Here is a 23,872-nt window from a genome sequence, read left to right as displayed (position 1 = left end):
GTCTTGCCGTGGTCAACGTGGCCAATCGTTCCAATGTTGACGTGCGGCTTATTACGCTCAAACTTTTCCTTTGCCATGATGGCCTCCTGTTATTGAGAAAGGGAAGAGGTCGAACGCCCCTTCCCTGATTTCGCTTATGCGTATTTCGCCTGAATCTCGTCCGAGATGTTCTGCGGAACCGGATCGTAGTGGTCGAACTGCATGGTGAACTGGGCACGGCCAGACGACATCGAACGCAAGGTGTTGATGTAGCCGAACATGTTGGCCAGCGGCACAAACGCGTCGATCGCGATGGCGTTGCCACGGTTTTCCTGACCGGAAACCTGTCCCCGACGCGATGTCAGATCGCCGATGATACCGCCGGTGTATTCTTCCGGAGTGATCACTTCGACCTTCATGATCGGCTCAAGCAGTTTCGCACCCGCTTTGCGCATGCCTTCACGCATACCCATACGCGCCGCGATCTCAAAGGCCAGAACCGAGGAGTCCACGTCGTGGTATTTACCTTCGATCAGGGCAACCTTGAAGTCGATCACGGGGAAGCCAGCCAGCGGGCCGCTATCCATGACGGATCTGATGCCTTTTTCAACGCCCGGGATATATTCCTTGGGCACCGAACCACCAACAACACGAGATTCAAACGAATAACCTTCGCCCGGCTCTGTTGGGGTGATGATCATCTTCACCTCAGCGAACTGACCCGAACCACCCGACTGTTTCTTGTGGGTGTAAACGATCTCGGCTTCGTGACCGATGGTCTCGCGATAGGCCACCTGCGGCGCACCAATGTTCGCTTCAACCTTGAATTCACGCTTGAGACGGTCAATCAGGATGTCCAGGTGAAGTTCGCCCATGCCTTTCATGATGGTCTGACCTGATTCCAGATCAGTCTCCACACGGAAGGAGGGGTCTTCGGCGGCCAAACGGCCCAGACCCTGGCTCATTTTTTCCTGGTCAGCCTTGGTTTTCGGCTCAACCGCGATCTCGATCACCGGATCGGGGAAGGTCATGGTTTCCAGAACCACCGGATCACCGGTCGCACACAGGGTGTCACCCGTGGTGGTGTCTTTCAGACCTGCCAGTGCGATGATGTCGCCCGCGAATGCTTCCGTGATTTCCTCACGGTCATTCGAGTGCATCATCATCATACGGCCGATACGCTCTTTCTTACCCTTGGTCGAGTTCAGAAGCGTGTCGCCTTTGGCCAGAGTACCCGAGTAGATGCGGGTAAAGGTCAGCGAACCAACAAAGGGGTCGTTCATAATTTTGAACGCCAGACCCGAGAACGCCATGTCATCATCCGCGCGGCGGGCGATGTTACGGGTTTCTTCTTCGTCACCGGGTTTGAAGCCCATGTAATCAACAACGTCCAGCGGGCTGGGCAGATAGTCGATCACAGCGTTGAGCAAAGGTTGAACACCTTTGTTTTTGAACGCAGAACCACCCAGGACCGGAACAAACGCGATTTCCAAAGTACCTTTACGCAGCAAGGCGCGCAGGGTCGGAACGTCGGGCTCATTGCCTTCCAGGTATTCCATCATCGCGTCGTCGTCCATTTCGACGGCCGCTTCGATCATCTTACCGCGCCATTCGTCAGCCATGTCTTTCAGGCTGTCACGGATCGGTGCTTTGACCCAGCTTGCACCCAGGTCTTCGCCCTGCCACAGCCATTCTTCCATGGTGACCAGGTCGATCAGGCCTTCCAGCTCGGTTTCTGCACCGATCGGAATGCCAACCGGAACAGCACGTGCGCCGGTACGGTCTTCGATCATTGCAACGCAGTTAAAGAAGTCGGCGCCGATCTTGTCCATCTTGTTGACGAACACCATGCGCGGAACCTTGTAGCGGTCAGCCTGACGCCACACGGTTTCGGTCTGGGGCTCAACACCGGCGTTTGCGTCCAGAACACAAACGGCACCGTCGAGAACCGCCAGCGAGCGTTCAACTTCGATGGTGAAGTCAACGTGGCCGGGGGTGTCGATGATGTTCAGGCGGTGCTTGGGCGAGTCAGCGTTTTCGCCGTCTTCGGTGCGTTCCCAGAAAGTGGTGGTCGCAGCCGACGTGATGGTGATGCCACGTTCCTGCTCCTGCTCCATCCAGTCCATGGTGGCGGCACCGTCGTGCACCTCACCAATGTTGTGGGATTTGCCGGTGTAATACAGGATGCGTTCCGAGCAGGTGGTTTTACCTGCATCGATATGCGCCATGATACCGAAGTTACGGTAGTGATTAAGTGTATATTCGCGTGCCATTTTGATAAGCCTCTGGAATTACCAACGGTAATGGCTGAAGGCTTTGTTCGCCTCGGCCATCTTGTGGGTGTCTTCGCGCTTTTTAACGGCAGTACCGCGGGACTGTACGGCGTCCAGCAGCTCGCCCGCAAGGCGCTCTTCCATGGTGTTTTCGTTGCGGCCACGCGCAGCAGTGATCAGCCAGCGGATGGCCAGTGCTTCGCGGCGCTCGGGGCGCACTTCGACCGGAACCTGATAGGTTGCACCACCAACCCGGCGCGAGCGAACCTCGACCGACGGTTTGATGTTGTCGAGCGCTTCGTGGAACACTTCGACAGGTGCGCGCTTGATCTTGCCTTCAACGCGGTCAAAAGCGTTGTAAACGATGCGCTCTGCAACCGACTTTTTACCGTCGATCATCAGGTTGTTCATGAATTTTGTCAGTACCTTATCGCCAAATTTGGCGTCAGGCAGGACTTCGCGTTTTTCAGCGGCGTGACGACGTGACATATCAGCCTCTCCTTCTTATTTGGGACGCTTCGCGCCGTACTTCGAACGACGTTGCTTACGGTCTTTGACGCCTTGGGTATCCAGAACACCACGCAGGATGTGGTAACGGACACCGGGAAGGTCTTTTACACGACCGCCACGGATCAGAACAACCGAGTGTTCCTGCAGGTTGTGGCTTTCACCTGGGATGTACGAGATCACCTCGAACCCGTTGGTCAGGCGCACTTTGGCAACCTTACGCATAGCCGAGTTCGGCTTCTTAGGCGTGGTGGTGTAAACACGTGTGCAGACGCCGCGTTTCTGCGGGCACTGCTCCAGGTGCATCGACTTCGAGCGTTTTACTTTAGGCTGGCGCGGCTTGCGGATCAGCTGTTGGATCGTTGGCATTCCGGTTATATCCCCGTTTTGCAACACATATGACATGCACGCGGTTGCGTGCGGTTAAATTCGCTGCACTCATGCGTCCACAAGCGCAAAACCCGCGAGCGTTCCCATTCCGAGGTGAACGTCGCGGTTTGTTATCAGAGGGCGCGAACGATAAAAGTGTCCGGGCCTTGACCAGTTCATTACTGAAATCGGTTATGGGGCGGCCCCCGGTACCGAGATGACGCGCGTAATAGGGGGAGTCGGACCAAGTGTCAACAGCCGTTCGGGAAAGGCGTGACGAGCATTGACGCGCCGCATGCCTTGCCCGAACGAATTGATGCTTCTGCAACGCTGCTACATTGCGGCACCCACGCACCGGGTGCATAGTGGGCTGGTTCCGCTATCCATTGGATGATCCATGCAAGTCATTGGCCTGTGCCGATTTTCATACCCCGCCCTGGGCGATTTCCAGATCGAACACAACACGATCGAAGACCGACGCCACCATTTATACAACCCCACCCGTTTGGCAGAGCGGTTTCGTCTGTTTGAAACCGTGGTTTTGCCCAGCTTTCGTGCGCAGACAAATGAGGACTTTCAGCTTCTGATCGTCGTGGGGGAATGCCTGCCGGGGGACGCTTTTGACCGGCTCAATGATCTGACCGCGGATATCCGACAGGTGCAGATCATTCAACGAGCTGTCGATCCAAACCAGAAACATCGGCAGGTCATGAAGCAAATCCTGCAGGGCGCGCGCTTGCAACCAGACCAACCTTGCCTTCAATTCCGTCATGATGACGACGACGGCGTTTCCATTGATTTCATAGAACGGCTCTGTGAAGCCGCCGAGGATGGCGCTGGATTGGTCAGGAAAAATCAGGCCATCGGCATAGATTTCAACAATGGTTATCAGGCCAGCTTTGGACCCGAGGGCATTCAGGCGGCGCAGGTCTATAAATCGCTGCTTGGGGTGGGTCTGGGCATGCTTGTCGCAGGCGGAAGTACGCACACAATCATAAGTTTCACCCACAACCGGATCGGACGTTTCATGCCAGTCATCACCTATCCGGATCGCCCGATGTGGATCAGGTCCCTGAACAACTCGAACGACTCGCCTCGTGCGGGGAAGCAGAAATCGCAGCTTGCGCCAATAACGCCTGACATCGAGAACGAGTTTGCCACGCGTTTTGCAATTGGCCCGGATGTGGGGCGTCGATTTCAGTCCACTGGTTGACGAGACCTCTCGCGAAACAGAGTGAACATCCCTGCACCAACGACCAAAGCCGCGCCCAGTAAAGTAACTGCATCAGGCCAGTCGCCAAACACCGCCCACCCAAGCCCCAGCGCCCAAAGCAGGCTGGAGTACCGAAATGGCGCGACAAATCCAACTTCTCCGACGCGCATCACCATGACACTGAAAATATAACCCACCAGAACAAACACTGCAGCGCTGGCGACCATCACACCCGATGTGGTTGAAACCGGCACCCACCCCTCGAACAGGGATACGGCCGTCGCGACCAGTGTGATCGAAAGCGATGTTGCCAAAGTCACGACCATCGACGGCACCTCAGCTGACATGCGCCGTGTGATCAGATCACGGGCCGTGACCGAGACGACCGCGACCAGTGCATAGATCGCGTAGATGCTGAAACCATCCGGGCCGGGGCGAACGATCAATAACATGCCAGTAAATCCCATCGCAATCGCGGCGATCCTTCGCCATCTGATGGCTTCTCGAAAAAACAGCACGGCCCCCAGCGTTACTGCCAACGGCAGTGCTTGCATCACCGCTGTCACATTGGCCAAGGGCATGTGCATCAGTGCTGTCAGAAAAAAGAAAGTCACAGACAGTTCCGCAACGCACCGAAGAACCACCAGCCACTTGTCATGGCGCGAAAAATTCAGATGCAGCGCCCCAAGATGGCGCGCCAGTAAAAACACCAGGACTGTCGCCAACACACCGCGCGTGGCCACCAACTGGAACAGGGGCATGTCCTGCCCAACCACTTTCACCAGCGTATCGTTGATCGTAAAGGCAGCCATACTGCCCATCATCAGCAACGCGCCCCTTATATTTGGTGTCATGTTACTTTGGCCTAATCATGCAACAGTCGATGCATTAGTCTTAGAACTTGATGCGGCGTCAACAATTGATCCTCGTCCGGCGCAGCGACTTCTCAGCTAGCAAGGCCAGTCTGCTATGCCCCTTTCAACAAGGTGACCGCAATAATATGCCCGTTCCCTTTCAACTCATTGGTTGGGGCAATCAAATCCGGCACTTGAACAGATTGTACCCCTGAAGCAAGCGCGGCTTGTGTACCGGCCTCGCTGTCTTCGAAGGCGCCACATTGCTTGGTCGGGCAGGGGCAAATCGGTGACGCAAACATCAACAACTTTACAAAATAAATAGGGCCCAGCAATTAGCTGAGCCCCTTTGCTTCTTATGAGCGGTACGGTTACTCGCGGCTTTCCGGTGTTTCCACCAGATCGTCCAGCTCGTCACCCACCATGTCGTCGTCGAATGTCGGCGCGGCCAGAACCGCGGCGGCTTCGGCCTCTTCCCGGCGGGCTTCGATGACCACGTTGTCACGCGACTGCGCGATGTGGCGAACGGCCTGAGTGGCCCCACCGGTACCGGCTGGGATCAGGCGACCAACGATGACGTTCTCTTTCAGACCGACCAGCTTGTCTTTCTTGCCCTGAACCGAAGCCTCGGTCAGAACGCGGGTGGTTTCCTGGAACGACGCCGCCGAGATGAACGACCGAGTCTGCAGCGAGGCTTTGGTGATCCCCAAGAGGATCGGTTCGCCCTGAGCCGGACGACCACCACGCGAGAGGGTCTTCTCGTTGGCTGCGTCAAACTCTTGTTTGTCGACATGTTCGCCTTTCAGCAGGGTGGTATCGCCTGAATCCAGGATCTCCCACTTCTGCAGCATCTGACGCACGATGACCTCGATGTGCTTGTCGTTGATCTTCACGCCTTGCAGACGATAAACATCCTGCACTTCGTCGATCATGTAATCCGCCAGCGCTTCGACACCCATGATGGACAGGATGTCATGCGGAGCCGGGTTACCGTCCATCAGGTATTCACCCTTCTGGATGAAGTCCCCTTCGGCGACCGGGATGTGCTTGCCCTTGGGCACCATGTACTCGATGGTCTCCATGGACTCGTCAGCCGGTTCGATGCTGATGCGCCGCTTGTTCTTGTAGTCGCGGCCAAAGCGCACGTAACCATCGGCTTCTGCAATGATTGCGTGATCTTTCGGACGACGAGCTTCGAACAGTTCGGCCACACGCGGCAGACCACCGGTGATGTCCTTGGTCTTGGCGCCTTCACGCGGGATACGCGCGACAACGTCACCGGCTTCGATCTGCTGACCATCTTCGATCGACAGGATCGCATCCACCGACATCGGATAGTGAACCGGGTTGCCCGCATCGTTGCGGACCGGTTCGCCATCTTCACCGACCAGAATGATCTCGGGCTTGAGGTCGCTGCCTTTGGGGGCGGCGCGCCAGTCGATCACGATCTTCTGGGTCATGCCGGTCGCGTCGTCGGTCTCATCCCGGACAGCGATGCCCGAAACAAGGTCGACGTATTTCGCGGTACCGGCCTTTTCGGCGATGATCGGCAGGGTGTAGGGATCCCATTCGTACAGCTTGTCACCACGAGCCACCTTAGTGCCATCCTTGACGAACAGCTTCGAGCCATAGCTCAGCTTGTGGCTGGAACGCTCTTCACCGTGCTCGTCCTTGATCACCAGCTTCATGTTCCGGCCCATGACCAGGCTTTCGCCTGCGGTATTGACCAGAATCTGCGGGTTCTCGAACGAAATGACACCGTCCTGGCTGGCTTCCTGGAACGACTGCTGACCACCTTGAGCAACACCGCCGATGTGGAAAGTCCGCATCGTCAGCTGCGTACCGGGTTCACCGATGGACTGGGCGGCGATGATGCCGACAGCTTCACCCGTGTTCACCATGGTGCCACGCGCAAGGTCACGACCGTAGCAGGTCGCGCAGACGCCTTCCTCAGACTCACAGGTCAGAGGTGAACGGATGCGCATCGACGCAACAGCGGCTTCATCGATGATATCGGCCATACGTTCGTCGATCAGCTGACCTGCAGCGACCAGTACTTCGTCCGTTCCCGGACGCAGAACGTCATCGGCAGACACACGGCCCAGCACACGTTCAGCCAGCGAAGATACAACCTCACCATCGTTGACGGCAGCTTCGGCAGTGATCGCGCGTTCGGTACCACAGTCGATCTCACGAACGATGCAGTCCTGCGCCACGTCGACCAGACGACGGGTCAGGTAGCCCGAGTTCGCCGTCTTCAAGGCCGTATCCGACAGACCCTTACGGGCACCGTGGGTCGAGTTGAAGTACTCGAGAACGGTCAGACCTTCCTTAAAGTTTGAGATGATCGGCGTCTCGATGATGTCGCCATTCGGCTTGGCCATCAGGCCGCGCATACCGCCCAGCTGCTTCATCTGAGTGACCGAGCCACGCGCGCCCGAGTGGGCCATCATGTAGACCGAGTTCGGCTCTTGTTCGGAACCATTCGCTGCCCGCTCCGATGACGAGATCGTACTCATCATCGCCTCAGTCACGCGGTCGTTACACTTCGACCAGGCATCGACAACTTTGTTGTACTTTTCGCCCTGAGTGATCAGGCCGTCCATGTACTGCTGTTCAAAGTCCTTCACCTGACCGCGGGTTTCATCGACGATGCCCCACTTGTCGTCCGGGATAACCATATCGTCCTTACCGAACGAGATGCCTGCCCTGAACGCCTCTTTGAAGCCCATCGACATGATCTGGTCACAGAAAATAACCGACTCTTTCTGACCGCAGTAACGGTAGACGGTGTCGATCACCTGCTGCACTTCTTTCTTCCGCAGCAGACGGTTGACCAGTTCGAACGGGGCCTTGTTGTTCATCGGCAGCAAGGCACCCAGGCGCAGACGACCCGGAGTGGTCTCGAAACGCTTCTGAACTTCATTGCCTTCGTCGTCGATCTGCGCGATCCGCGCGGTGATTTTGGTGTGCAGATGCACTTCACCGGCGTCCAGCGCGTGCTGGACTTCGTCAATCGAACCAAAGACCTTGCCTTCACCCGGCATGCCTTCGCGTTCCAGGGTCACATAGTACAGACCCAGGATCATATCCTGCGACGGAACGATGATCGGCGCGCCGTTTGCAGGCGACAGAACGTTGTTCGTCGACATCATCAGAACACGCGCTTCCAGCTGGGCCTCAAGGCTTAGCGGGACGTGAACGGCCATCTGGTCACCGTCGAAGTCGGCGTTAAACGCCGAACAGACCAGCGGGTGCAGCTGGATGGCTTTACCTTCGATCAGAACCGGCTCAAACGCCTGGATACCGAGACGGTGCAGCGTCGGCGCACGGTTCAGCATGACAGGGTGTTCGCGGATCACCTCGTCGAGGATATCCCAAACTTCGGGACGCTCTTTCTCGACCAGTTTCTTCGCCTGCTTGACAGTCGAAGACAGACCCTTGGCTTCAAGGCGTGAGTAGATGAACGGCTTGAACAGTTCCAGCGCCATCTTCTTGGGCAGGCCACACTGGTGCAGCTTGAGTTCCGGGCCGGTCACAATGACCGAACGGCCCGAGAAATCGACGCGTTTCCCCAGAAGGTTCTGACGGAAGCGACCCTGTTTCCCTTTCAGCATGTCCGACAGCGATTTCAGCGGACGCTTGTTGGCACCGGTGATCACGCGGCCACGACGGCCATTGTCGAACAAGGCATCCACGGATTCCTGCAGCATCCGCTTTTCGTTGCGGACGATGATGTCAGGCGCGCGCAGTTCGATCAGACGCTTCAGACGGTTGTTCCGGTTGATGACGCGGCGATACAGATCGTTCAGATCCGAGGTCGCAAAACGGCCACCATCCAGCGGAACCAGCGGTCGCAGTTCCGGCGGAATGACCGGGATTACGGTCATGACCATCCACTCAGGCCGGTTGCCGGACTCGAGGAAGGATTCAACAACCTTCAGACGCTTGATGATCTTCTTGGGCTTCAACTCACCAGTTGCTTCGGCCAGATCAGCGCGCAGCTGCTCGGCTTCGGCTTCCAGATCGATCTGGGCCAGCATCTCACGGATGGCCTCGGCACCGATATTGGCCGTGAACGCATCCATGCCATAGACATCTTGCGCGTCCATGTACTCTTCTTCGTTCAGCATCTGGCCGTAAGAAAGGTCAGTCAGACCCGGCTCGATGACAACGTAGTTTTCAAAGTACAGAACACGTTCCAGATCGCGCAGCGTCATGTCCAGCATCAGACCGATGCGGGACGGCAGCGATTTCAGGAACCAGATATGCGCGACGGGTGCTGCCAGTTCGATATGGCCCATACGCTCGCGGCGGACTTTCTGCAGGGTGACTTCCACACCGCATTTCTCGCAGACAACGCCGCGATACTTCATCCGCTTATATTTGCCGCACAGACATTCGTAATCTTTGATCGGGCCAAAGATACGTGCGCAGAACAGACCGTCACGTTCAGGCTTGAACGTCCGGTAGTTGATGGTTTCGGGTTTCTTGATCTCGCCATAGGACCAAGACAGAATCCGCTCAGGGCTCGCCAATGAGACTTTGATTTCGTCAAAGACTTTCGGCGGCGTCAGCGGGTTGAACGGGTTATTGGTGATTTCCTGGTTCATGAGGCATCCTTTCCAGGTTCCACACAGTCAAACTGATACTTGGAAGTCGTCAGAATTGCGTGTGTAATGTCAAAATTCAGAAGGTCGGTTTGAGTGCGACACGCAGCTGTCGCGATCTTGTCGGCGGAAACGAATGAGCCAATAAGCTCGTTCTTAACTGTTCCACCAACCAGCACGCCATCTCTGTAATTCAGCACCAACTCAGTCTGACGGGTGCTGGCAAAGGTACCTGCCAGAAAACCCGCGCCGAGCAAAGCCGCAGAGATAGCGAGCCGTTTCAGCTGCATTTACCCATCTTCCTCCGCATCCAGGAGTTCCATATTCAGGCCGAGACCACGGACTTCTTTAACCAGAACGTTGAACGATTCCGGTACGCCCGCTTCAAAGTTATCCTCGCCCTTGACGATCGACTCATAAACCTTGGTCCGGCCGGCGACGTCATCCGATTTAACGGTGAGCATCTCCTGCAGGGTGTAGGCGGCGCCGTAAGCTTCCAGAGCCCAGACTTCCATCTCACCAAAGCGCTGACCACCGAACTGCGCCTTACCACCCAGCGGCTGCTGGGTAACCAGGCTGTAGGGCCCGGTCGAACGTGCGTGGATTTTGTCATCCACAAGGTGGTGCAGTTTCAGCAGATACTTGATGCCCACGGTCACCGGACGAGCGAATTGCTCACCCGTACGACCGTCGAACAGGATCGACTGACCACTTTGCGAGAAGCCCGCACGCACCAACGCGTCGTTGACGTCAGCCTCTTTGGCACCGTCAAAGACCGGGGTCGCGATCGGAACACCACGGGTCACGTTGCCCGCAGCCTCGATCAGGTGATCCTCGTCCATGCCGACAATGCCTTCTTCGTAGACATCTTCGCCATAGGCCAGTTTCATCGCTTCGCGAACTGGGGTCAGGTCGCCGGAACGGCGGTATTCACCCAGAGCGTCATCGATGTTCAGACCCAGACCGCGCGCAGCCCAACCCATGTGGGTTTCAAGGATCTGACCGACGTTCATACGCGAAGGTACACCCAGCGGGTTCAGACAGAAGTCAACCGGCGTACCATCTGCCAGGAACGGCATGTCTTCCATCGGAACAACCTTGGAAATCACACCTTTGTTCCCGTGACGACCGGCCATCTTGTCACCCGGCTGAAGCTTACGCTTCACAGCGATGAAGACTTTGACCATCTTCATCACGCCCGGCGGCAGATCGTCACCACGGCGGACTTTTTCGACCTTGTCTTCGAAACGTGCATCCAGAGCGCGCTTAAGCACTTCGTATTGCTCGTTCAGAGCTTCGACGATTTGCGCATCTTTCTCGTCTTCCAGCGCCAGCTGCCACCACTGACCACGGGTCAGAGTTTCCAGCAGGTCCTCGGTGATTGCCGACCCAGGCTTGACGCCTTTCGGGCCTTTGACAGCGGTTTTACCCAGGATCAGGCCTTGCAGACGCGCATAGATGTTACGATCAAGAATCGCCAGCTCGTCGTCCCGGTCACGGGCCAGACGTTCGACTTCCTCACGCTCGATCTGCAGCGCACGCTCGTCTTTTTCCACACCGTGACGGTTGAAGACACGAACCTCGACGACCGTACCGTAATCGCCCGGCTTCACGCGCAGCGAAGTATCGCGCACGTCAGATGCTTTTTCACCAAAGATGGCGCGCAGCAGCTTTTCTTCCGGGGTCATCGGGCTTTCGCCCTTCGGAGTGATCTTGCCGACCAGAATATCGCCCGGCTCAACATCCGCACCGATGTAAACGATGCCAGCCTCGTCGAGGTTGCGCAGCGCTTCTTCACCGACGTTCGGGATGTCGCGGGTGATCTCTTCCGGACCCAGTTTGGTATCACGGGCGGCGACTTCGAATTCCTCGATGTGAACCGAAGTAAAGACGTCATCGCGCGCGATACGTTCCGAGATCAGGATCGAGTCTTCGTAGTTGTAGCCATTCCAGGGCATGAACGCGACGACCACGTTCTTACCCAGGGCCAGTTCACCGATATCGGTGGACGGACCATCGGCAACAACCTCGCCTTTCATGACGGTGTCACCCACTTTGACCAGCGGACGCTGGTTGATGCAGGTGTTCTGGTTCGACCGCTGGAATTTGCGCAGACGGTAGATGTCAACACCCGCGTCGCCCAGTTCGAGATCCTCGGTAGCACGAATAACGATACGTTGGGCATCGACCTGGTCGATGATACCGGCACGTTTCGCCTGAATCGCAGCGCCTGAGTCGATGGCAACCTTTTCCTCGATACCGGTACCAACCAGCGGCGCTTCGGCGCGCAGCAGCGGAACCGCCTGACGTTGCATGTTCGAACCCATCAGGGCGCGGTTAGCGTCGTCATTTTCAAGGAACGGGATCAGCGATGCAGCGACCGACACCAACTGTTTCGGGCTCACGTCGATCAGGTCCACATTCTCGCGTGGGGCGAGCGTGTAGTCGCCGGACTGACGGGTCGAGACCAGATCGTTGATGAACTTGCCATCTGCATCCAGCGTCGCGTTCGCCTGCGCCACGGTGTGACGCATTTCCTCGGTCGCGGACATGTAGTGAACCTCATCGGTCACCTCGGCGTCTTTGACAACGCGGTATGGTGTTTCGATGAAGCCATACTTGTTCACGCGCGCAAAGGTGGCCAGCGAGTTGATCAGACCGATGTTTGGACCTTCGGGCGTTTCAATCGGACACATCCGACCATAGTGGGTCGGGTGCACGTCACGAACCTCAAAGCCTGCACGCTCACGCGTCAGACCACCGGGGCCAAGCGCCGAGAGACGGCGTTTGTGGGTGACTTCCGACAGCGGGTTGGTCTGGTCCATGAACTGCGACAGCTGCGACGAGCCGAAGAATTCACGAACGGCTGCAGCAGCCGGTTTCGCGTTGATCAGGTCCTGCGGCATGACAGTGTCGATCTCGACCGACGACATACGCTCTTTGATCGCGCGTTCCATGCGCAGCAGGCCAACGCGGTACTGGTTTTCCATCAGTTCGCCGACCGAACGCACACGGCGGTTGCCGAGGTGGTCGATATCGTCGATGTCACCTTTACCGTCACGCAGTTCCACCAGCGCCTTGATGCAGGCCACAATGTCTTCGCGGCGCAGGGTGCGCAGCGTGTCGGGCGCATCCAGAGCCAGGCGCATGTTCATTTTCACGCGACCAACGGCAGACAGGTCGTAACGCTCGCTGTCGAAGAACAGCGTTTCGAACAGGGCCGAGGCTGCTTCGACGGTGGGTGGTTCACCCGGACGCATGACGCGGTAGATGTCCATCAGCGCGGTGTCGCGACCCATGTTTTTGTCCGCAGCCATGGTGTTGCGCATGTAGGGGCCGACATTGACGTTGTCGATGTCCAGCACCGGAATGTCGGTGACGCCCGCGTCGATCAGCTCTTTCGCGGTGCCGCCGATTAATTCGCCGTCCTTGTCGTATTCCAGCGTCAATTCATCACCGGCTTCGACATAGATCGCGCCGTTTTCTTCGTTGATGATGTCTTTGGCGACGAACTTGCCAACGATGTTGTCAAATGGAACCAGCAGGTCGGTGACGTTACCCTCATCGATCAGTTTCTTAACCGCACGCGGGGTGACTTTCTTACCTGCTTCGGCAATCACTTCACCGGACTTTGCGTCGATCAGATCATAGGTCGGGCGGGTGCCACGCACACGTGAGGGGAAGAACGGAGTGACCCACCCCTTCTTCTTGTCCAGCTTGTAGGACACGGTGTTGTAATACGCGTCCATGATCGCTTCCTGATCCAGACCCAGCGCATACAGCAGGGTTGTCACAGGCAGTTTGCGGCGACGGTCGATACGGGCGAACACGATGTCCTTGGCGTCGAACTCAAAGTCCAGCCAGCTGCCGCGATACGGGATGATGCGGCAGGCAAACAGCAGCTTGCCCGAGGAGTGGGTCTTGCCCTTGTCGTGGTCAAAGAACACACCGGGTGAGCGGTGCATCTGGGACACGATCACACGCTCGGTGCCGTTCACGATGAATGTCCCGTTCGGTGTCATCAGGGGCATGTCGCCCATGAACACGTCCTGTTCCTTGATGTCCTTGACCGACTTGGCGCCGGTATCCTCATCGACATCAAACACGATCAAACGCAGAGTGACCTTGAGCGGCGCGCTGTAGGTCATGTCGCGCTGCATGCACTCTTCGACGTCGTATTTGGGTTTTTCCAGATCGTATTTCACGAACTCCAGAACGGAGGTTTCGTTGAAATCCTTAATCGGGAAAACCGACTGGAACACACCTTTGATACCTTCGCCGTCAGCGGGCACATCAGCATCGCCAGAGCGCAGGAATAGATCATAAGAAGATTTCTGTACCTCAATGAGGTTTGGCATCTCCAGCACTTCGCGGATTTTGCCGTAATATTTCCGAAGACGTTTCTGGCCAAGGAACGATTGAGCCATGTCAGATGTCACCTTTCGATGTTCTCAGCGGGCAAAGACACCGTCGGGCCCCGGCATCTTGCACATACGAGACGACACGTCCGGATCAATTCGTGGCCACCGTCCCGAAGGTGGCCTCCCGATCCGAAAACCGTGTCTTAGAAAACGCCCCACACACTGAGGCTCTTTCTAAGACAGGTTCGGCTGGACCCGGATTTCTCCGGGCCCAGCCAAAATTTGCGGCGCATCAGCGATGCACCTGTCGGTTGGCTTAGGCCAGCTCGACCTCGGCGCCAGCTGCTTCCAGCTTGCCTTTGACTTCTTCGGCTTCGTCTTTCGACACGCCTTCTTTGATCTTGCCGCCAGCTTCGACCAGTTCTTTGGCTTCTTTCAGGCCCAGACCGGTGATGCCGCGAACTTCTTTGATCACGTTGATTTTCGAAGCGCCGGCGTTCTTCAGAACGACGTCGAATTCGGTTTTTTCTTCCTCAGCTGCGCCACCGGCGTCGCCACCGGCTGCAACCATTACGGCTCCGCCAGCTGCGGGCTCGATGCCGTACTCGTCTTTGAGGATGGTTTTCAGTTCTTGTGCTTCCAGCAGGGTCAGACCCACGATGCTTTCTGCGAGTGCTTTCAGATCAGCCATTTTATCAGCTCTTTCCGTTTACAGTGTGTGTTCCAACGTCAGGGTGTTCACCCTACGCAGATCATTCAGTGCCAACCGCTTACGCAGCTTCCGCCTTCTCTTCGATGGTGGAAAGGATGCTTGCGATGTTGCTTGCAGGTGCGCCAATCGCGCCGGCGATGTTCGAAGCAGGTGCGCCAATGCAGCCCACGATCGAAGCAATAAGCTCTTCACGAGACGGCATTTTCGAAACTGTTTCGACGCCTTTGCGGTCCAGAGCATTCTCACCCATTGCACCACCAAGAATTTCAAAATTCTTGTTATCCTTGGCGAAGTCCTCGGCCACTTTGGCTGCTGCCACGGGGTCCTCGGAATAGGTCAGAACGGTCATACCCGTCAGCAGGTCAGCAATGCTTTCACATGGCTTTCCGTCGAGGGCGATTTTGGCAAGCCTGTTCTTGGCAACACGCACGGCACCACCCGCGTCACGAGCACGTGCGCGAAGGTCCTGCATCTCGGCAACTGTCAGACCGGCGTAGTGCGAAACCACTACGACGCCAGAGCTTTCGAAGATCTGGCCGAGTTCCTCGACCACTTTCTCTTTCTGGGCTCTATCCACAGTTCTCTCCAAGTTTGGGGCGATACCTCACCCCGGCTCATATTTGCCGCAGCTTGCGCTCCGGCGTTCAGGTCCGTTGTTACGGGATGGGCCAAAATTCGCCCGAGGATCGTGACCCTCAGAATTCTTTGGTCTTACCCGTCTCAGGCAGGGAATTAAGGGGCCAAATGACACCACCCACCGTCTTGGACGAAACGAAATAAAGCGCACGACGAATCGCACGCTTTGTTCCGCAGGTCTACTTAGGGCAGATAGCCGGGGTTTCCAAGGGGTAAAATTGCAGCGATAGGACTAATCCAAACAATCAATATCACACTCATTCAAGCCTCAGCCTGAATGACCGAGTGTCAGCAAATTAGGAAAGTATCGAGAGTTCAATCGCAAAGTCCTCATTGCATCTGCCCCATTGAGTTGCCCCTGATCTGACAACGCCTCGCGGTTGATGATGCCTCCAAAAAGGATACAGGCACAATGAATTCTCAAACGCTCGGTAAGCTCGCAATCGACTAAAATATCCCTAAAGCCCTTTAGGCCTAATGCTACTCAATTCCCGTGGGGAAGAATGGCTGTCGTCTATGGATTGGGAAATTCATATTCTACCTTGCGACCATGCCGGTCGAATTCCGGATAGGCATGGACGAACTGGTGTCCATTATTCTGAACGATTTTGACCTCGATCCTTTTTGCATCGCCATCTTCATCTTTCGCTCCAACGATCGGATCGGCGCAAGCTTATCATTTAGGACGGAACCGGCTGAATGATGACCTACAAGCGGATCGAAGATAGGGGCTTTGAGTGGCCGCAAATGCAGGATGGTGTCTCCAGCATCAATAAGTCCCGTTTTGAAGCCCTTTTTGAGGAGCTTGAGTGGAAACGCGTCACGCCGCGATAGTCGCAAGTGACAGCTAAGCGCAGCAATGTCGACTGCGCGATGGCATATATACGACCCGCTTTGGACATCCGCAAATACACACATAGCAACATCGCATCTTCACAGCCTCCATTCGCATAATTGATGCCAGTGATTGAGGATAAGACTTGTCTAACCGTTGTCATACGGGCTTCTTCTACTGTTTCTTCTACTTGTGCCGCCGCCACAAAACCATAAGCCAAGAATTTTCTCAAAGAGGAGGTTCGATATGATATACAGAAATCCGAATATTAGGTTGTTGCGATGTAATTCATCGACACCGACGGACAAAGTTGATTTGGGAGGTCACAATGTTTCGTATGTTGTTAAGCTTTATTGCAGTAGGATTGGCGCCCACGAATGTCATCGCTGACGCTGTACCAAGTGAAGAGGCTGCTGCAGGCTTGTTCTCGGACCAACCGTACTCTCCCTATGCCAACCGATCCTTTCCTGAACGCCCGCTTTGGGGGGACACTCATCTTCACACAGGGCTTTCCTTAGACGCCGGAGCCTTTGGGAACACCCTGCTACCGGACGAAGCTTGGCGTTTCGCAAAGGGTGAGCAGGTGATTTCGTCGACGGGCCAACCCGTAAGGCTGGCTCGGCCGTTGGATTGGATGGTCCTCACGGACCACACAGACCTGATGGGATTTGCCCCTGACCTGCAAGCGGGCAAGCCGGGCGTTATTGCCGATCCAAAAGGTTTGGAGTGGTACGAGGGTTACAAGGCAGGTGGGGAAGAAGCCGGTAAAGCGGCGTTCGACATCATCACTAATTTCTCGCAAATGACCCTGCCCGAAGTCCTGCTGGAGTCTTATAGCCCGGGGGCTGACGCCTTTGCCTTTACTTGGGAGCACATTGTACAGGCAGCCGAGCAGCACAATGATCCCGGTAACTTTACGGCTTTTATTGGCTTCGAGTGGACCTCTGTGCCGAAAGGTTTCAACCTGCATCGGAACGTGATGCTCCGCGATGGGCCCATCAGAGCACTTCAAATGGTGCCGCCGGTCACGCAGCCTCCGTACGGCGACACGGACCCAAAGGCCCTCTACGCTTGGCTTGAAGAGTATCAAGAGAAAACGGGCGGGCGTGCAGTTGCCTTTGCCCATAACGGCAACCTGTCGAATGGATGGATGTTTCCAACCGAAGGCACGTATCACGGCGGCAAGGTTGACGAGGAATATGTAGCCGCCCGCGCGAAATGGGAGCCACACTATGAGGTCACTCAGATCAAAGGCGACGGCGAAGCGCACCCCTTCCTGAGCCCCGATGATGAATTCGCGGATTACGAAAACTGGGACGTCGGCAACCTCGACATAACAGAGCTCAAAACCGATGACATGTTGGCTGGGGAATACGCCCGAGAGGCCCTGAAGCGTGGTTTGATGCTGGAAGAAAAGTTCGGTGTGAACCCTTACAAGTTCGGCATGGGCGGCGCGACAGACAGCCATACCTCTCTGGCCACTGCCGAAGAAGACAACTTCTTTGGAAAATCTGTCAGTGTTGAACCATCGGCCACAAGGGTCAAACACCCCTTCATCGCCAATGATCTGGGTGAAATCCCCGGCGACCTCCTTGTCGCATCGGGATACACGGCAGTTTGGGCAACCGATAATACACGTGCTTCAATCTTTGATGCGTTCAAGCGACGTGAGACTTATGCAACAACCGGTCCCCGGATCGGCCTGCGGTTCTTTGGCGGATGGGATTTCAATGACGCCGACGTTGAAACGCGCTTCCTTGCAGATGTTGGTTATACCAAGGGCGTTCCAATGGGTTCCGACATGCGTCCTCGCGAAGGTGACAGCACGCCCTCTTTCCTGATCGCTGCCCTGCGCGACCCGGTTGGTGCCAATCTGGACCGCGTGCAGGTGATTAAGGGATGGCTCGATTCCGAAGGTGCATTGCAGGAAAAGGTTTATGACGTTGCGTGGTCAAACGACCGTGTTGCCGATCAAAACGGCAAGATCCCAGCGGTTGGAAACACCGTAGATGTGGAAACCGCCAGTTGGACCAACAGTATCGGAACTGCTGAATTCGTAACCGTTTGGTCTGATCCTGATTTCGATCCGAATGCGCGAGCGTTTTATTACGTACGCGCCATCGAAATTCCAACACCGCGTTGGGTGCTGTACGACAAACTGAGGTTTGGTGCCGAATTACCGGAAGACGCAGTACTAACGCATCAGGAACGCGCGTATTCTTCGCCGATATGGTACACGCCGGCAGAGTGACGTTTTCTACGCACGTAATTGGAGACGGGGTGGTAAATTCTACGCCGACGCTCTCATTGATTATGCGAAACGCTTTGATCTACAATTTTTGCAGAATTCAATTGGTTGATGCCAGCATCGATACATAGAACCGGATCGCGTTTCATTCAGGAGCCGTCATGCGATTACTGAAAGAACCATTGTTCCATTTCTTCCTGATTGGAGCAGCCATTTTCATTTGGTTCCACATTGTATCGCCAGACAATGTGACTGTGGAAGATCTCGGGACGATAACGTTAAGCGAAAACGACGTCGCTCTGTTAGCTGTACAATTCGAAACAAGGTGGAAACGTCCGCCAAGCGATGCTGAGCTGCAAGCGTTGGTCAACGCATCAATTCGAGAAGAGGTTCTGGTTAGGGAAGCGAGAAAGCTTGGCCTCGATCGCGGAGATAGCGTGATTAGGTCGCGCTTGAGCCAAAAGATGGATTTTCTGACTGAAGCGATTGCAACATCGGTCGTTCCGGAAGATGAAGATCTAGATGGATTTCTCCAACAAAACCCGGAACGCTACGCAACACCTAACAGGGTGGCCTTTACACAGGTTTTTCTTGGTGAAAAGCCAAGTGAGGTCGAAACTGAAGCAGCACTGGCCGCCTTGCGCGCAGGACAAGAAGTTTCTGATTTGAAAGGCTCATCATTGCTGCCCGTATCAATGCCTTTGACCACCACGAGAGTAATCGACTCGGTCTTTGGAATAGGTTTTTCCGAAGGTCTTGCAACTCTCGAAGAAGGCCAGTGGATGGGGCCGGTCTTGTCGGGTTACGGGGTCCATCTGGTTCAGGTGCTGGCCATCGAACCAAGCCGGATACCTCCGTTGTCAGAGATTCACAGTGCTGTGCTGAGGGATTGGCGTCGCACCATGAGCGAAGATCTGGCGGAAGCGCAATATGAGATTCTTGCCGATAACTATGAGATCATAACACCCGATCTCTCAGGTCGGGCCAAATGAAAGTCATACTCTGCTTATTGTATGCTCTGCTGTTTGCGTGGCCCACGGGAAACGCCACTGCGCATGCACTTGATCCGGGATATCTGGAAATTCGCCAAATCGCTTCTGGCACCTGGAGCGTTCACTGGCGCAAACCCGATGTGAACGGCAAACCAATGTCGATTGACGCGGTGCTACCGGACGGCTGCACCCCGGCGCGCGGCCCTGACCCTGTTTCCGATAGCAAAGCCTGGGTTTCTTCTTGGGTTGTCGAGTGCCGCGCGGGTATCGCGGGTCAACCTATTGAGATTGAAGGTCTGGCGGTCCAAAACAACGACGTATTGGTGCGTTTACACCCCCTGCAGGCGGAGCCTACAACGCTTCGTTTCACCCCAGATACCTCCGTCCAGAACATACCTTCTGAACAGACCACATGGTCCGTTTTCATCGCGTATTTCCAACTGGGATTTGAACACATACTGGAAGGGTGGGACCACCTGCTGTTTGTCTTCGCGTTGTTCATTCTGGTGCGCGATCCCTGGAGGTTGGTGGGTGCCGTAACAGCTTTCACACTTGCCCATTCGATAACACTGGCACTGGCAACGTTTGGCGTATTGAACGTTCCCGGTCCACCGGTCGAGGCCGTCATCGCGCTTTCTATCGTTTTTCTAGCGATGGAGATCGTAAAAGGGGGCGAAGGTCGGTCCCGGCTTTCAAAACAGAAGCCCTGGATCGTTTGTTTCGGGTTCGGGCTTTTGCATGGGCTTGGTTTTGCAGGCGCTTTGGCCGACATAGGACTACCTGCCAACGATATTCCTGCAGCCTTGCTTGCCTTCAACCTTGGTGTGGAGGCCGGACAACTGAGTTTTGTCGGTAGTTTGGCTGTTCTGGTTATAGCCTGGCGATCTGTTGCGCTCCCGATCAGCCAAACGGCAACGCTTGCTACCGCCTATGGCATCGGTTCGGTATCGATGTACTGGTTCATAGAACGCATTAACGGATTTTGATGCGCCTCAGTTCTCTCAGAGTTGAGGTGGTAAATCGACTCAAAGCGCAACTTGATTGCAATGGGCAGATTCAACCGCGTGCGGTGCAACTGCATGAACTTGCGCGCACACAAACGCCCACTTCAGTAGAGTGTTCATTATTTGTGTGCCCGCGCTTCCCGCCCGGCCTGCAGGCCGGGCATGCCCTCGACTTAACTCATAGTTCGGTCACTTACGAACTCATGGCCGCTATTCATAGGCAGCTACTAATGGCATCATGAGACAAACTTAGAAATTGGTGGATATTGCGGCCTAAGTTCTTGCTTAAACGCTGCGCATTCGTGCAAGCTGAGATCATGCCTATCAAAGAAAAATTTGCCATTGCCGACGTTCGCATCCCGCTCAAACGCAAAAAAACTCTGGACCCCGCCAAGGTCGAAGGCATCGCTTACGATATGCTGGAAAATGGCCAAACCACGCCCATTCGTCTGCGTGCCGATAAAGGCGGCGGTTACATTCTTGTCGAAGGATATCACCGGCTAGAAGCCTTGCGCGCTATTGGTGAAGATGAAGTCGAAGGCTATCTGGTTCACGCTCAACTACACTGAATGTATCCAAGTTGCAGTTGTCATTCTGAGAACCTAACCAATTGATACGCTGAACGCGAAACTCCGTTCTGAGGAAGCCGTGCCGCCGCGCAAGATCAAGTGATGAACGGCAGCTTAGGGCCGTGGCAAACACTTCAACTTATTTCGAGCGCCTTGGCGCAGCATTGCCGCCCTTTACAGAGGCGGCGCGTGCGCGGTTTTTCTTGCTGCTTGGCTTACCTTTGGGTGGCGTTGGGCCTTTTGGGCGACGGGCTGGCTTTTTACCCGGACCGCTGGAGCCGTCGCTTTTGCGTCTGGGCTTGGTGTCAGCTTTGGCCTGTTCAGAGGGATCTGGAGCAGTCTTTTTTCGCGCTTTCGCAGGCTGGGGTTCGACAAGACGGCTCGGTTTGTTTGCAGCCTTCTCTGGGCCTCTCTTGCCTTTTGTGCCCCGCTTAGGGTTTGTCTTTTCAGATCTCGAAAAGTCAGGGGCAGTGTCCAACTGCACGATATCTTTCTTACCCTCGATCTTCATCTGCGGTCCGATCGCGTCTAAAAACCCGGGAACGCTGCTTTTGCGAATTTCGATATAGCTCTCTTCGTCAGCGATACGGATCGCGCCGACATCTGCCTTGGTGAGGTTTCCCGCTTTGCACACCATGGGTAGAATATGACGCGGAGATGCATTTTCATTGCGCCCTTCCGACAACGAAAACCAGACACTCGGCCCAAAGGGTACGTTCGGCTTTGGCCCTGCTTCCTTGATTTCGCTTAACTCTTCTGGTGCGGAATGCCGTTGTTGGTATTGACGGACATAGGCCGCAGCCAGTTGTTCCGGCGAGAACCTTGCCACCAGTTCATCGACTGATGCACGCTCGGTCTCGGTGACATTCGACTGCCAGTCGTCCGATGCGAACATCCGCTGCAAGTCCTGCGCGTTGATCTCTTCAGCAGAAGGTGCACGCCCCCATTCGGCCGTGAGTTTGGCGAATTTCAACAGACGCTGGGCCTTTTTGAACGACGCAGGCGCGACGATCAGAGCACTGACTCCTTTGCGCCCTGCACGTCCGGTCCGGCCTGAGCGATGCAAAAGCGTTTCATGGCTGTTAGGCAGTTCGGCATGGATCACCAGATCCAGGTTCGGCAGGTCAATCCCGCGCGCTGCGACATCGGTCGCCACACAGACACGGGCACGACCGTCGCGCATGGCCTGCAAGGCGTTGGATCGTTCGGTTTGGGACAGCTCGCCGGAAAGGGCCACAACCGAAAATCCACGGTTTGACAATCGGGCCGTCATACGACTGACCATGGCGCGCGTGTTGCAGAAGACGATGGCGTTCGGGGCCTCGTAATAGCGCAGCACGTTAATGATTGCGTTTTCACCATCCCGGGGGGCCACGTTCATTGCACGGTATTCAATATCGGCGTGTTGCGTCCGCTCACTCACAGTGCTTACCCGCTCGGCATCCCGTTGGTACCGCGCGGCCAGAGCGGTGATGGGGCGGGGAACCGTAGCCGAGAACAACAGCGTTTGGCGGTCTGTTGGCGTTTGTTCGAGGATGAACTCGAGATCTTCACGAAACCCAAGGTCGAGCATTTCATCGGCTTCATCCAGGACCACGGCGCGCACCGCTGTCAAATCAATCGAGCCGCGCATGATATGATCGCGCAACCGCCCCGGTGTCGCGACCACGATATGTGCCCCTCGGGCCAGTGCCCGGCGTTCATCCCGCATATCCATGCCGCCGACGCATGACGCAATGAAAGCCCCAGCATCGTGATAAAGCCACCCCAGTTCTCGTTTGACCTGCAGTGCCAATTCCCGCGTCGGTGCAATGACCAGCGCCAGAGGTGCGCCTGCCGCATCGAAAACCTGCGCATCGCTCAGAATGGTTGGTGCGATGGCCAAACCAAATCCAATGGTTTTCCCCGATCCGGTCTGCGCTGAAACCAACAGGTCCCGGCCCTGCAAGTCCGGTGCGGACACGGCCTCCTGGACGGGGGTCAGCGTGTCATATCCTTTGCGCTTAAGCGCATCTGCGAGTGTCGATTTCATCGCTCAATTCTCTGGGGTGATGTGGTCACGCTCGGAGCGTTCGACACACGGATCAAAGTTGAAGCGCAGTCCATACCGAGAGAAGAGCTGGATGTATAGAGCGGTAATGAATCTCAGCTGAGCACTGCAATCCACCAACCAAGCAATTCGGTCGATTTGCAGCAAGTATATCTGAAGAAGCATCTCCTCCACAGAAATCCTGTTTCAACTTGGGGCTCCACGTTCATCCGGCAGCGCTAAATGACAGACAAAGATACAATTAGTTGTGCCAGTATCTGTTTCCGGAAAAATGGACGGCGATATGTGAACGTTGGCAGGGGGCGTTGGTTTCAACTGATCGCGGTGTCTTCATTAAGTGCATGGCAAGACATCGTCGTAAAAAGATCCCAATAATACATTTGGAGTCGCAAGAGCGAAGGTCGGTTCCACCTACGATTGGTGAATTCGCGAACCCAAATGCATTGCAACCGCTGCAAATGTCGGCAATGCGGGCTGCAGCGGTAGTATGACGGCGTTGCGCGTATCATCGTCTCAAGCTGAAGCGAGATCCATCATTCGCGGTCTTTTGTCGGAGATCAGGCTGATCTCGGAAGATGCGAAGTATACGATCGAACTTGTTGGGGAACTTGCGGGATTGCTTGCGTTGGGGAGCATCCCAGAATGAAGAAAGCCGCTTTG

Annotated in this window: 17 protein-coding genes; 7 read left to right on the top strand and 10 right to left on the bottom strand. The window is 55.6% G+C overall.

The genetic code is table 11. The features are described from left to right. Nucleotides 1-134: 134 nt before the first annotated feature. The 3 genes from fusA to rpsL are packed head-to-tail and all read right to left on the bottom strand — an operon-like array spanning nt 135 to nt 3,128. Entirely contained in the window at nt 135-2,252 is a 2,118-nt protein-coding gene (fusA, locus tag Q1B46_RS21825) for an elongation factor G (protein ID WP_299951962.1), read from the bottom strand. An 18-nt stretch (nt 2,253-2,270) separates the two neighbouring features. Further along, a complete protein-coding gene (rpsG, locus tag Q1B46_RS21820; RefSeq protein WP_008756926.1) occupies nt 2,271-2,741 on the bottom strand; it encodes a 30S ribosomal protein S7 in 471 nt (156 codons plus the stop codon). Nucleotides 2,742-2,756: 15 nt separating this feature from the next. After that, entirely contained in the window at nt 2,757-3,128 is a 372-nt protein-coding gene (rpsL, locus tag Q1B46_RS21815; protein ID WP_005621086.1) for a 30S ribosomal protein S12, read from the bottom strand. Between the two features lie 397 nt (nt 3,129-3,525). Here rpsL and Q1B46_RS21810 point away from each other — a divergent pair, with 397 nt between their 5' ends. Beyond that, nucleotides 3,526-4,341 (top strand): putative rhamnosyl transferase, encoded by an 816-nt coding sequence (locus Q1B46_RS21810; RefSeq protein ID WP_299951960.1) that lies wholly within the window; start codon nt 3,526-3,528, stop codon nt 4,339-4,341. Here the strand turns inward: Q1B46_RS21810 and Q1B46_RS21805 are convergent. The 6 genes from Q1B46_RS21805 to rplJ form a co-directional block, all read right to left on the bottom strand. After that, nucleotides 4,326-5,195 carry a DMT family transporter gene (locus Q1B46_RS21805; protein ID WP_299951958.1) on the bottom strand — a complete coding sequence of 290 codons (870 nt, stop codon included), beginning with the start codon at nt 5,193-5,195 and terminating at the stop codon, nt 4,326-4,328. The genes Q1B46_RS21810 and Q1B46_RS21805 overlap by 16 nt on opposite strands. Nucleotides 5,196-5,566: 371 nt before the next feature. Continuing rightward, nucleotides 5,567-9,808, bottom strand: coding sequence for a DNA-directed RNA polymerase subunit beta' (gene rpoC / locus Q1B46_RS21800; protein WP_299669887.1), 4,242 nt, complete (start codon nt 9,806-9,808; stop codon nt 5,567-5,569). Then, nucleotides 9,805-10,095 (bottom strand): hypothetical protein, encoded by a 291-nt coding sequence (locus tag Q1B46_RS21795; protein ID WP_299951956.1) that lies wholly within the window; start codon nt 10,093-10,095, stop codon nt 9,805-9,807. The genes rpoC and Q1B46_RS21795 overlap by 4 nt, the downstream gene beginning before the upstream one ends. After that, nucleotides 10,096-14,232, bottom strand: a complete 4,137-nt coding sequence (rpoB, locus tag Q1B46_RS21790; RefSeq protein WP_299951954.1) for a DNA-directed RNA polymerase subunit beta — start codon at nt 14,230-14,232, stop codon at nt 10,096-10,098. A 250-nt stretch (nt 14,233-14,482) separates the two neighbouring features. Beyond that, nucleotides 14,483-14,857, bottom strand: coding sequence for a 50S ribosomal protein L7/L12 (gene rplL, locus Q1B46_RS21785; protein WP_010441182.1), 375 nt, complete (start codon nt 14,855-14,857; stop codon nt 14,483-14,485). A 79-nt stretch (nt 14,858-14,936) separates the two neighbouring features. Further along, nucleotides 14,937-15,455 carry a 50S ribosomal protein L10 gene (gene rplJ / locus Q1B46_RS21780; protein ID WP_074737768.1) on the bottom strand — a complete coding sequence of 173 codons (519 nt, stop codon included), beginning with the start codon at nt 15,453-15,455 and terminating at the stop codon, nt 14,937-14,939. 552 nt (nt 15,456-16,007) lie between these two features. Between rplJ and tnpB (Q1B46_RS22235) the strand changes: the two genes are divergently transcribed. From tnpB (Q1B46_RS22235) to Q1B46_RS21755, 6 genes are all read left to right on the top strand, one after another. Continuing rightward, nucleotides 16,008-16,217: an IS66 family insertion sequence element accessory protein TnpB gene (tnpB, locus tag Q1B46_RS22235; RefSeq protein WP_366871618.1), complete on the top strand. Its 210-nt coding sequence runs from the start codon at nt 16,008-16,010 to the stop codon at nt 16,215-16,217. Beyond that, nucleotides 16,214-16,348, top strand: a complete 135-nt coding sequence (gene tnpB, locus Q1B46_RS21775; protein WP_299951951.1) for an IS66 family insertion sequence element accessory protein TnpB — start codon at nt 16,214-16,216, stop codon at nt 16,346-16,348. The genes tnpB (Q1B46_RS22235) and tnpB (Q1B46_RS21775) overlap by 4 nt, the downstream gene beginning before the upstream one ends. 329 nt (nt 16,349-16,677) lie before the next feature. Further along, nucleotides 16,678-18,600 (top strand): DUF3604 domain-containing protein, encoded by a 1,923-nt coding sequence (locus Q1B46_RS21770; protein WP_299951949.1) that lies wholly within the window; start codon nt 16,678-16,680, stop codon nt 18,598-18,600. A 158-nt stretch (nt 18,601-18,758) separates the two neighbouring features. Then, on the top strand, nt 18,759-19,589 hold the full coding sequence (locus Q1B46_RS21765; protein ID WP_299951947.1) for a peptidylprolyl isomerase: 831 nt from the start codon (nt 18,759-18,761) through the stop codon (nt 19,587-19,589). After that, nucleotides 19,586-20,575 carry a HupE/UreJ family protein gene (locus Q1B46_RS21760; protein ID WP_299951945.1) on the top strand — a complete coding sequence of 330 codons (990 nt, stop codon included), beginning with the start codon at nt 19,586-19,588 and terminating at the stop codon, nt 20,573-20,575. The genes Q1B46_RS21765 and Q1B46_RS21760 overlap by 4 nt, the downstream gene beginning before the upstream one ends. 335 nt (nt 20,576-20,910) lie before the next feature. Then, complete coding sequence (locus Q1B46_RS21755) at nt 20,911-21,162, top strand: ParB N-terminal domain-containing protein (RefSeq protein ID WP_299951943.1); 252 nt, start codon at nt 20,911-20,913, stop codon at nt 21,160-21,162. Nucleotides 21,163-21,301: 139 nt separating this feature from the next. On the opposite strand, the gene Q1B46_RS21750 is transcribed toward Q1B46_RS21755, so the two are convergent. Further along, nucleotides 21,302-23,194 carry a DEAD/DEAH box helicase gene (locus Q1B46_RS21750; protein ID WP_299951941.1) on the bottom strand — a complete coding sequence of 631 codons (1,893 nt, stop codon included), beginning with the start codon at nt 23,192-23,194 and terminating at the stop codon, nt 21,302-21,304. Nucleotides 23,195-23,872 lie beyond the last annotated feature (678 nt).

Origin of the sequence: uncultured Ruegeria sp. (assembly GCF_947500045.1) — a bacterium.
Lineage (GTDB): Bacteria > Pseudomonadota > Alphaproteobacteria > Rhodobacterales > Rhodobacteraceae > Ruegeria.
This window is presented reverse-complemented; position numbering and strand designations above follow the sequence as displayed.

Coding starts and splice junctions, on each gene's coding strand:
- Q1B46_RS21770 (WP_299951949.1), top strand. CDS start 16,678: ATGTTTCGTATGTTGTTAAGCTTTATTGCAGTAGGATTGGCGCCCACG.
- Q1B46_RS21760 (WP_299951945.1), top strand. CDS start 19,586: ATGAAAGTCATACTCTGCTTATTGTATGCTCTGCTGTTTGCGTGGCCC.
- rplL (WP_010441182.1), bottom strand. CDS start 14,857: ATGGCTGATCTGAAAGCACTCGCAGAAAGCATCGTGGGTCTGACCCTG.
- Q1B46_RS21810 (WP_299951960.1), top strand. CDS start 3,526: ATGCAAGTCATTGGCCTGTGCCGATTTTCATACCCCGCCCTGGGCGAT.
- Q1B46_RS21750 (WP_299951941.1), bottom strand. CDS start 23,194: ATGAAATCGACACTCGCAGATGCGCTTAAGCGCAAAGGATATGACACG.
- Q1B46_RS21795 (WP_299951956.1), bottom strand. CDS start 10,095: ATGCAGCTGAAACGGCTCGCTATCTCTGCGGCTTTGCTCGGCGCGGGT.
- rpsL (WP_005621086.1), bottom strand. CDS start 3,128: ATGCCAACGATCCAACAGCTGATCCGCAAGCCGCGCCAGCCTAAAGTA.
- fusA (WP_299951962.1), bottom strand. CDS start 2,252: ATGGCACGCGAATATACACTTAATCACTACCGTAACTTCGGTATCATG.
- Q1B46_RS21765 (WP_299951947.1), top strand. CDS start 18,759: ATGCGATTACTGAAAGAACCATTGTTCCATTTCTTCCTGATTGGAGCA.
- rpsG (WP_008756926.1), bottom strand. CDS start 2,741: ATGTCACGTCGTCACGCCGCTGAAAAACGCGAAGTCCTGCCTGACGCC.
- rpoC (WP_299669887.1), bottom strand. CDS start 9,808: ATGAACCAGGAAATCACCAATAACCCGTTCAACCCGCTGACGCCGCCG.
- Q1B46_RS21805 (WP_299951958.1), bottom strand. CDS start 5,195: ATGACACCAAATATAAGGGGCGCGTTGCTGATGATGGGCAGTATGGCT.
- rpoB (WP_299951954.1), bottom strand. CDS start 14,232: ATGGCTCAATCGTTCCTTGGCCAGAAACGTCTTCGGAAATATTACGGC.
- tnpB (WP_299951951.1), top strand. CDS start 16,214: ATGATGACCTACAAGCGGATCGAAGATAGGGGCTTTGAGTGGCCGCAA.
- Q1B46_RS21755 (WP_299951943.1), top strand. CDS start 20,911: ATGCCTATCAAAGAAAAATTTGCCATTGCCGACGTTCGCATCCCGCTC.